The 8889-nt window shown below is 56.3% G+C and carries 8 protein-coding genes and 1 pseudogene; 6 read left to right on the top strand and 3 right to left on the bottom strand.

Annotated elements, in window-relative coordinates; genetic code table 11:
• Positions 1-427: 427 nt before the first annotated feature.
• On the bottom strand, positions 428-646 hold the full coding sequence (locus C9413_RS22130; protein WP_040115954.1) for a DUF3072 domain-containing protein: 219 nt from the start codon (positions 644-646) through the stop codon (positions 428-430).
• A gap of 670 nt (positions 647-1316) precedes the next feature.
• Between C9413_RS22130 and C9413_RS22125 the strand changes: the two genes are divergently transcribed.
• From C9413_RS22125 to xth, 5 genes are all read left to right on the top strand, one after another.
• Positions 1317-1583: a DUF1488 domain-containing protein gene (locus C9413_RS22125; RefSeq protein WP_040115952.1), complete on the top strand. Its 267-nt coding sequence runs from the start codon at positions 1317-1319 to the stop codon at positions 1581-1583.
• Positions 1584-1662: 79 nt separating this feature from the next.
• Complete coding sequence (locus C9413_RS22120) at positions 1663-1929, top strand: BON domain-containing protein (RefSeq protein WP_170250914.1); 267 nt, start codon at positions 1663-1665, stop codon at positions 1927-1929.
• Positions 1930-2074: 145 nt separating this feature from the next.
• Entirely contained in the window at positions 2075-2692 is a 618-nt protein-coding gene (locus tag C9413_RS22115; RefSeq protein WP_040115951.1) for a 3'-5' exonuclease, read from the top strand.
• Positions 2693-4285: 1593 nt separating this feature from the next.
• Positions 4286-4468: a hypothetical protein gene (locus C9413_RS22110; RefSeq protein ID WP_040115950.1), complete on the top strand. Its 183-nt coding sequence runs from the start codon at positions 4286-4288 to the stop codon at positions 4466-4468.
• Positions 4469-4470: 2 nt separating this feature from the next.
• Positions 4471-5244, top strand: a complete 774-nt coding sequence (xth, locus tag C9413_RS22105; protein ID WP_040115949.1) for an exodeoxyribonuclease III — start codon at positions 4471-4473, stop codon at positions 5242-5244.
• A gap of 227 nt (positions 5245-5471) precedes the next feature.
• On the opposite strand, the gene C9413_RS22100 is transcribed toward xth, so the two are convergent.
• Together C9413_RS22100 and C9413_RS33700 are read right to left on the bottom strand one after the other, a co-directional pair.
• Positions 5472-7121, bottom strand: coding sequence for an EAL domain-containing protein (locus C9413_RS22100; RefSeq protein ID WP_040115948.1), 1650 nt, complete (start codon positions 7119-7121; stop codon positions 5472-5474).
• 346 nt (positions 7122-7467) lie between these two features.
• A pseudogene (locus C9413_RS33700) lies at positions 7468-7765 on the bottom strand (MarR family transcriptional regulator); the annotation flags it as partial.
• A gap of 324 nt (positions 7766-8089) precedes the next feature.
• Between C9413_RS33700 and C9413_RS22090 the strand changes: the two are divergent.
• Complete coding sequence (locus tag C9413_RS22090; protein WP_040115947.1) at positions 8090-8857, top strand: alpha/beta hydrolase; 768 nt, start codon at positions 8090-8092, stop codon at positions 8855-8857.
• The last annotated feature ends 32 nt before the right edge of the window (positions 8858-8889 follow it).

Here is an 8889-nt window from a genome sequence, read left to right as displayed (position 1 = left end):
AAGCAAAGGCGTTCATCATGCTTTCGAGGTTGGTTTTGATGAATACGCGTCCGCACATGTCAGGGCTCACTCGAAATTCTCAAGAGCTCTATTTAACGCGCCATTTTGCCTTTGAGCAACGTCTGACGCTGTTCATCTAGAAGCCTCTCGCTCGTATGCCGGTGCAAGGGGCGCAATGCAATGCGACTATTGCCACGGCGCCTCCGGCTCAGGGCATGACCGTGGTGACACGGTTGCGCGATAGAACAGGTGCACGCAATGAGTAGATGCTGATCCGAATTCGGTTCTCGTCAGTAACGTGCCTGCCCAGGAGATCAAGGGCACGATACGATCTCGTCAAAAGGCACACGCGGATGCCAACGAAGCATACGCTACTGAGCACCGAGACCGAAAGATTAAGGGTACACGAGTGCTGTGCCTGAATGTCTCATCGGTCTGGAAGGCCAAGTTTCGAACGGAGCTCGTCGATCCGTTTCGAGGCTTCTGCTTTCGTCAGTTTCATCGAGAAAAGCTCCGGGGCGTTCGCCTGCTCGGACAGCGTCTTCAGGTAGGATTGCTGGGCTCCTGTCATAGGCTCGTCGCCGCTGACCCAGTCTTCAGGATCCTTTTCCAGGTTCGAATTGGTCGTATCTGCCGTCTTAGTCATTGCCTGACCTCCTCGGTTGCGTTGATGAAACGACCCAAGGGTCCGTAGGTTCCGCGTTAGGATCGGTATCCGGGGACCCGTTCGGTTGAGCGCGCAGGCAAGTTGACAGGCAGGTTTTGGCAATGCGTCCCATAAAGCTGCGAATGCACTCGCCGGCGACCGGCGATTGAACGCTATCCGGCTCGTGCAATTTTTATTTGATCCAAGCAGTCGTTGCAATGCCGGCCGGCGTCCCCATATAAAGGCAATGGTAGCATGTTGGAACGGGCGCCATCTTTTCGGATCGGTCTTTCGAAGCCCCGACAGGAGGACGGTAAATGTCGTCCCCTAAACTCTCCAGTCATCTGACGACCGCCACTATGAGCACGATGGATCGTGTCCTCGCGAAAGCCGGCGTTTATGAACTTCGCCCGATCGAGGACCGCCCGGTCATTCTGAGCGCGACGAAGTTTCTCATCGGGCATGTGCTGAACACACATATCGGTGAGGCCGGGTTGCTGTTTGCGCTTCTCAACCGCAGCGAGCAAGCCTTTGCGCCGGTCATACGTGGTCTGAAGCCTTCGATGAATGGGCGCCGTGGGAGGCCAAGCGCAATTCCTGCCGCGCCATCCCCGGCTGATCGTTCTGATCAAGTATCAACACAATCAAATCCTGATGGAAAGAAGCGGTAATGCCCCTCAGCTTCCCAAATAGAAGTCGCAGTTTCGATGAAAATCGGAAGGGGGTCCGCTTCTTGGGCTACGATGGAATGTTCGAAGTCCGATTTCTGATCGAAGCGACCGCCCTGCGGTCCACGGACCAACCTAGTCGGTCCGAGATTGAGTGCCTCGATGCGTTCGACGCAGAGCGACCATCGATTCTGGAGGCCGCATCCAAAGCCTATAACCGTAGCCGCAGAAACAATTACACACTGACGGCACAGGACATCCGTCGATAGCCCGTCAGATCTATAGGCGGTCAGTGTCCCGCAAGGACGGGTGTGGTCGAGAACCTTAGATAAGCCCTGGAGACAAGGAATGTCAGTCGATAGAAAAGATCTGGGTGTGGGAGCCCGCGCCGCAACAGCACTTCCCGAAGCGGCTGATATCGAATCGGCCGTTTACGACGCGTTGGCATGTGCCGCCGATATCGATCCGACCTATATTTTCGTATCGGCTCACGGAGCCGAGATCACTCTTTCCGGCTGGGTCTCCGGCCGCGCCGAGATTTCCAAGGCCGCGGAGGTTGCTCAGCAAACCAGGGGCGTGCAAAAAGTCCGCAATGAATTATCGCAAACGTTGTGACCGCCGTCTGCACCATGACGGCCAGACCTTTTCGAAAATCCCAAATCAGTTATGGTGCCGGAGTTAGTCGCCGAGCATCGTCGTCGGTTTCACGGAAACATCATATTCCTGCTGCCAAGGGACGCGCCGAAGAGCGACGGTGATCATGAAGATTGCAATCATATTTGACTGCGAATTTCTTTGCCTCGAAGGCTCGCAACACAGATTTTGGTGCGCGGCCCACGATCCCGATCCCGTTATCGCGCAGATCGGGGCCGTCAAGCTCGGGCTAGAAGGTGATTTTCCTCTCTTGGACACATACAAAGCCTACGTCCGGCCCATCGACAGGTTTGGTGACAGATATGCAATCGCCCCGTTCTTTACCAAGCTGACCGGCATTACTGAAGGGCGCATCGACGCTGAAGGCGTGACTTTGCAAGAAGCTCTTGCAGACGTCGACAGCTTCTCGGAGGGTGCTCGGTTTTGGTCATGGGGTAAGGACGAATTGAATATGGTCGCGATCAGTTGCTATGTCGTAGGTGTTCGGCCTCCTATTCCGGCCTATCGTTTCGACAATGCCGTCAAACTCCTGATTGCGGCGGGAATGCCGGTCGAGGATCTGGCGAAAACACCGAGCAACAAGCTTGCCGACTACTATGGCGTCGAACATCCCTCATTGCAGGGGCATGACGCTCTCGATGACGCGCTGTCGATATCGTACACCCTGCAATACCTGATGCAGACTGGAAGATTGCGGCCCGAGGTCTTCGATCGCATGCGATAGCAGCAAATATCACAAGCTTCGCGCTGCTGAAAAATCAGGAAATTTCTGGCGCAAGGGTCGGAGTCTCATCTGCGACGCTGCAGAATAGAGACATTTGAGAACCGGGGGCTTTCAGCGATAGCCGCCGATTGTGTCCCCTCGAGTTTCAGGCTCCAGTTTGATCCATCGAAAATCAAATGTCCGTTGACCTCGCTTCAAAGTGGTCGGGTCGGCACGGGAGCGTTTCACGCACGAAATTCAGTGCAAGCCGTCGCGAAGCTCCTTGCGGCCGATACCGACGCGACAGGCAACGGGAAAGACGCAAACGTCACGGCGGGTATCGCCGAGCCCGGCCTCTGAGGAATTGATCGCTACGCTTTCAAAGCCCCATGGCTTTTGCAACGATCCAAGTTGGAACTCCTGCCGTCACCGCTGATGCCAGCACTATCGAGACGACCTTTATAGCGTAAGCCCGACGCTCGCGGGCGTCATCCCACTCATATCCCATCGACCAACTCCCCAACCTGTTCTCAAATAGAACCATCGAGGTCAGGGATGAGTCGAGTCACGATTCCTCAACGTCGTTAACACTGTGAGCATGTGCTCCGATGAAGCTGGCCAGTCCGGTTCCCACATCACGATCGCCCCGCGGCGAGAGCCACCCGCAATCGGGGCTCGATGTGCGATCCACCTGCCGCGGAAAACGGCTGAGCAGTTACGTGGCTCGAGGGTTCAGGCGACGCTTTTGGACAGCAGCCGGCCCCGCAGGGGCTTGAAAACGAGACAGGCCGCATCCGCCGATGCGACCCGCCCAACTCGCGACGACCAAATACAACTGCCGCGTTAGTTTTTCTTAACATGAGTCCCCGCCAAATCGAATTACCTCTTTTGGGTAATTCTCCCCCACATTTTTGTAGCTTCACAAATACCCGTCTTGGCCCTCTGGCGCTTTCGCACGCTCTCTTGCAAAACCATTGCTGCACGAGGGCACGCCACGGTGGATGATGGAACGCTTGCGGCATCGGCATTGGCAACTGTCAGGGCGTCCCTTTGCGGACGCTTATCGTGAAGGTTGCAAGAAGCGTCCCGCGGACGGAATTCGCCCGAAATCCGATCGCAAGCGATGCATCGGCCCCATCCAGGCGGGGGAGCGCAATATTTGTGGAAGCACGCCCAACGATCACCCACTCAATCTTTAGGGCCCGAAGCCGTCTCCGTATGCCCAAAAAAATGCCCGCCACGGCGGGCTAATGTGACGAAGAGGGACGTTAGCGACCACGTCCGGCAAATGAACGCATGACAAAAAACGATAGTTCCTGCGCTAGCCGATTGTGGGTCATGGAGGACGGCGCATGGCCACGTATCAGGGGCGCGAACTACTACCCGGCCGGAAATCCATTACGCAACGTCGGGCGTTCAAATGTTCCCGTTCGAAACGCTGAAAGGCAACACCATTTCGGCCAGCGGGCTGCCTATCTTAACACAAAATGCCCGCAATGGCTCGGCGGCGCTCAGTCCCGCGCCTAACACGCCAAGAACATGCCTTTGATTTAATGCATCTTATTGCCGCGACATGCGTTGTGAATGGGACGGCAGCCAGGAGGATGAAATGACATGATCAAGCGCAAGCTCACCGATGCCAGGTCCGAGGAACGCTACGCCCGGGGCAACGAGAAGGAACGGTTTGAGGGGAGCAACGTCGGCGGCTTGGCTTTCGCCGATTGCCGTCACAAGGCGAAAGACGAGCCAATGGTCGGGGAATGTGACCGTCCAACGGCCACACCGAGCTCTGATTAGCCGTGAAAATCGCGACCTTCAACGTCAACGGTATAAACGGCCGGCTCGATGTTCTCCTGCGCTGGCTGAAGGAAACCTCGCCGGATATTGCATGTCTGCAGGAGCTGAAAACACCTGACGAAAAGTTCCCGCGCCGCGCGCTTGAGAAGGCGGGATACGGCGCCATCTGGCACGGCCAGAAGAGCTGGAACGGTGTCGCCATCCTGGCCAAAGGAAAGCAGCCTGTAAAAACCAGGCGTGGTCTGCCCGGCGATCCTGACGACACGCATAGCCGATATATTGAAGCGGTCATCGACGGCATCATCATCGGGTGCATCTATCTTCCCAACGGCAATCCGGCGCCGGGCCCGAAATTCGACTATAAGCTCCGTTGGTTCGAGCGCCTTAAAAGCTACGCTGCCGAGCTTCTCGAACTTGATGTTCCAAGCGCGCTGATAGGTGATTTCAACGTCATGCCGACCGATATCGACGTCTACGCCCCTGAGCGATGGCGCGACGACGCTTTGTTCCGGCCCGAGGTGAGGGCGGCCTACGCTGATCTTGTTTCGCAGGGCTGGACCGATGCGATCCGGCATCTCTATCCTGATCAACGCATCTACACATTCTGGAAATATTTTCGCAACGCGTTCGCTCGCGACGCCGGCCTTCGGATCGATCACTTTTTGCTAAACGCATCGTTGGCCGACGATCTGGTCGCTGCGGGCGTCGACAAGTCTGTCCGATCGCTACCGCACGCGAGTGATCACGCACCAGTTTGGATAGAAATCCGCGATTGACAAGAAACTGCGATCGTCACGCCGGTGGGCGGCGCTGGTCTCGCTGAATTTGGACTGATGATGCGATTCAGGGGCCGTCAAACGAGGTCCTGATAGTTGTTCGTGTCGAACCGCATCTTTGGCTGCCTTGCGGCTTTTTCCGCTTGACGAACGGACGGTGCGCGCATCGCCTATGTGTGATTTGAGGTCGAAGGACGACCTTCGGGCGGGAGCGCGGTTGGTAGAGCTTAAAGCATCTCGAACGAGGATTGACGCAGAAAATCGCCAATCGCTTCGGCAGACATCGGGGCGCCCAAGAAGGTTCCTTGCAGTCTGTCGCATTTTTTTCTGCCAAGCCAAGCGGCTTGACCGGCTGTTTCGACGCCTTCGGCCGTAACCCGCATCCCCAATCCATGCGCAAGGCCGATGATGAAGCGCACGATCGTCTGGCTCCTCGGGTTCGTCTCGACATCGTTGATGAAGTGCTTGTCGATCTTGATCGTGTCGAACGGGAAGTTCTGCAAGTAGCTCAGGGACGAATAGCGAGTGCCAAAGTCGTCGAGCGCGATCCGGGTGCCCAAGACCTCCAGGGTGTGGAGCGTGTCGAGATTATTGGTCGTGCGCTCAAGCAAGACGGTTTCGGTTATTTCGAGTTCCAGTCTATCGGCCTCGAGTCCGACCTGGTCCAGGATTTCCGCTACGCGATCGGTGAAACCACCGATTAGAAATTCCGCCGGAGAAAGATTGACCGATACAATAAAATGCGAGGGCCATGTTGACGCCTGGCGGCAGGCGTTTTCCAGCACCCACGCTCCAATATCGCCCATCAGGCCGTCGGCTTCGGCCATGGGAATGAAAAGACTGGGTGGAACAACGCCAGCATAAGGGTGACGCCAGCGCAGCAGGGCCTCGAATCCTATGATCCCGTCCGCAATCTCGACGAGCGGTTGATACTCAATAAAGAACTGTTGTTCCTGGAGGGCAACACGTAAGCTGCGCCTCAGCAGCTCACGCTGTTCCAGCATAATCATCATCGAGCGGTTAAACGTTCTCGCCCGGCCGCGTCCGTCATTCTTGGCTGCGTAGAGCGCAATGTCGGCGGCCTTCATCAATTGTTCGCCGTCGTTGCCGTCTATCGGGGCAATGGCAATTCCTACGCTCGCGCCTACAAACACACTGATCCCGTCGATGGTAAACGGATCTTTGAACGCCCGGACCAAGGATTCGGCCAGACGCTCTGCTTCAGCGGGCTGGTCGTCACAGGATTGAATGACGGCAAATTCATCGCCTGCGAGCCTGTAGGCGGTCTCACCGTCGCGGAGAACGGATTGGATCCGTTCCGCCGTCATCTTGAGCACGATATCGCCGGCGCCATGGCCAAGGGTGTCGTTGACCGGCTTGAAGTCATCGAGATCGATCTGCATCAATGCAAGCTTGTACCCGGCAAGCATCGGGAGATTCGCCTGAAGGTCGCTGCTGAACTGGCGACGGTTGGCCAGTCCCGTCAATGCGTCATGCCTGGCCTGATGAAGAAGCAAAGCTCGATCTGCATCTCCATGCGGCACCTTCGAACGAGCCGCCTCGTCTCGCGTCTCGATGACGCCGAGTCCCCGTTCGGTGCTGAAAAGGAGAAGATTGCGCCCCTCATTGGACGCGCCAGGTTCAATCGCAATATTGCACGGGATGCCGCCGGCAAGCACGGCCTCGACAAGCGATTTGCGGTCGGGGTCGAGCAGCTCTGGATATACCTGCCAAAGAGTCGCGTCGGCCGCGGCCACGATTCTATAGGCCTGCGCAACCTTTGCAGAGCATTTTAACAGTCGTAGGCTATTCCCATAATAAGAAACAAGTTCAGCAGCTTGACCGTTCATAGACGCAGCCACATTAGAAACTTTCATCCCCACCTCAGACTGTTGAGACATTGCTGAAGGTCATTTTTTCAATCAGGTTTCGCTTTGGTTAGCAAGATAACAACTAGGGAGCGTCAAATGAAAAGAAAGTGTCCAGAATCGGCCTTCCTGCCGCATATCGAAAAGTGCGGTATGACGCAGCTTCTGCCACCAAAGCAGCTTCGCGATCAACGCCGTCGGGAGACGCAAACAAAGTTCATATAGAAACCACGAGAGTGGCCTCGTGCTTTTTATCGACCGATCGGCGAGATTTCGGCCGGCTCAGAGAATTTTAGCGCTACTTCAATTAATCGACATCGTTTTCATGCGATTTGGCTCATTCTACGCCTCCTCTCTAAGAGAGCGCATCGGACAGCTTCGATTGCTGATCCCTCGCGCTGTTTTCGGCGCCAATCCCCACAAGATCGCTGATGCACATCGAGACCGGCGCGGTACGATCCTTAATCGCCTGACCCTCAGCCGAAAGGTGAAGAAGCACCTGGCGCTCCTCCTGCCGATTGCGTGTGCGAGTGACAAGACCCGCCGTCGCTTCAGCAAGGGCGTCAAGGTACTGGAGTCCAGAAACAAGGCCTCTCCCAGAGCGAATCCAAGACCAGATATTGAGGGTAGGTAAGACCGAGATCGGCAAGCAGGGCGATAGAGCTGGTTGAAGGTCGTGGCCCGCCCGAATGGATGGGAAAACATGGCATTTTCCGATATCAGGGAGGTCGGGTTCAGTATCGGCTGCGTTGGCGATAATGCGTTCCAAAATATTTTGTGTGCGATCTGCTTGCGCGCTATTGACTGCAAAATCCCTTTCGTTTATTTAGATTGTGCACAAATAAATCGTACGCAACAGACATTGCGGAATGCTGCTTTGCCAATTTCAGCGCCGACGTGTTCGCCCCAAAAACTGATCGTCATCTAAAAAAGGCTGAGTCACTCCGAGAAACCACCAACGATAGAAAGGAAATAACATGTCCAAGTTTGCTGCCGCCGTCGCCCTTGCTGGTGCTCTTCTCGCAGGTAGTGCTGCCGCTCAGTCGGCCAAGCCCACCGTCGTCCTCGTGCATGGCGCATTTGCCGACTCTTCGAGCTGGAACGGCGTCATCCAAATTCTCGAAAAGGACGGCTATCCGGTCGTCGCCGCGGCCAACCCTCTGCGCAGTGTTTCGAGTGATGCAGCATATGTCTCAAACGTCGTGAGCAGTATCGAGGGGGCCGTCGTCCTCGTCGGCCACTCCTATGGCGGGCAAGTGATCTCGAACGCGGCAAGGGGTCATGACAACGTCAAGTCGCTCGTCTATGTCGCAGCCTTCGCACCGGAAGCTGGAGAAGCGGCAGCGGACCTGGCCGGCAAATTTCCAGGTGGCACACTTGGCGAAGCGCTCGCGGCCCCGGTCAAGTTGGCCGATGGCGGCATAGACCTTTACATCGACAAGGCAAAGTTCCACCAGCAGTTTGCTCACGACGTACCGTCGGAACAAGCCGCTCTTATGGCGGCGGGACAGCGCCCGATCGCCGAGGCGGCACTGACCGAGAAATCCGGCGAGCCGGCCTGGAAAACCTTGCCTTCATGGTTCATCTATGGCGACGGCGACAAGAATATCCCGGCAAAGGCGCTAGGCTTCATGGCGGAGCGGGCAGGCTCCAAGCACACTGTCGTGGTCGAAGGCGCTTCCCATGTCGTGATGACCTCGAAGCCGCAAGTCGTCGCCGACTTGATCGAAGAAGCCGCGCAATAACGGCCTCTGCCATTTCGCAATCGAAAGAGACC

This window comes from Rhizobium sp. SEMIA 4085, assembly GCF_013004495.1.
Taxonomy (GTDB): domain Bacteria; phylum Pseudomonadota; class Alphaproteobacteria; order Rhizobiales; family Rhizobiaceae; genus Rhizobium; species Rhizobium gallicum.
The sequence above is the reverse complement of the archived record's forward strand: the minus strand, read 5'-3'. Positions and strand labels throughout refer to the sequence as shown.

Bases quoted from the DNA above. Each gene is read 5' to 3' on its own strand.
- C9413_RS22130 (WP_040115954.1), bottom strand. From the start codon at position 646: ATGACTAAGACGGCAGATACGACCAATTCGAACCTGGAAAAGGATCCT.
- C9413_RS22125 (WP_040115952.1), top strand. From the start codon at position 1,317: ATGCCCCTCAGCTTCCCAAATAGAAGTCGCAGTTTCGATGAAAATCGG.
- C9413_RS22120 (WP_170250914.1), top strand. From the start codon at position 1,663: ATGTCAGTCGATAGAAAAGATCTGGGTGTGGGAGCCCGCGCCGCAACA.
- C9413_RS22115 (WP_040115951.1), top strand. From the start codon at position 2,075: ATGAAGATTGCAATCATATTTGACTGCGAATTTCTTTGCCTCGAAGGC.
- C9413_RS22110 (WP_040115950.1), top strand. From the start codon at position 4,286: ATGATCAAGCGCAAGCTCACCGATGCCAGGTCCGAGGAACGCTACGCC.
- C9413_RS22100 (WP_040115948.1), bottom strand. From the start codon at position 7,121: ATGAAAGTTTCTAATGTGGCTGCGTCTATGAACGGTCAAGCTGCTGAA.
- C9413_RS22090 (WP_040115947.1), top strand. From the start codon at position 8,090: ATGTCCAAGTTTGCTGCCGCCGTCGCCCTTGCTGGTGCTCTTCTCGCA.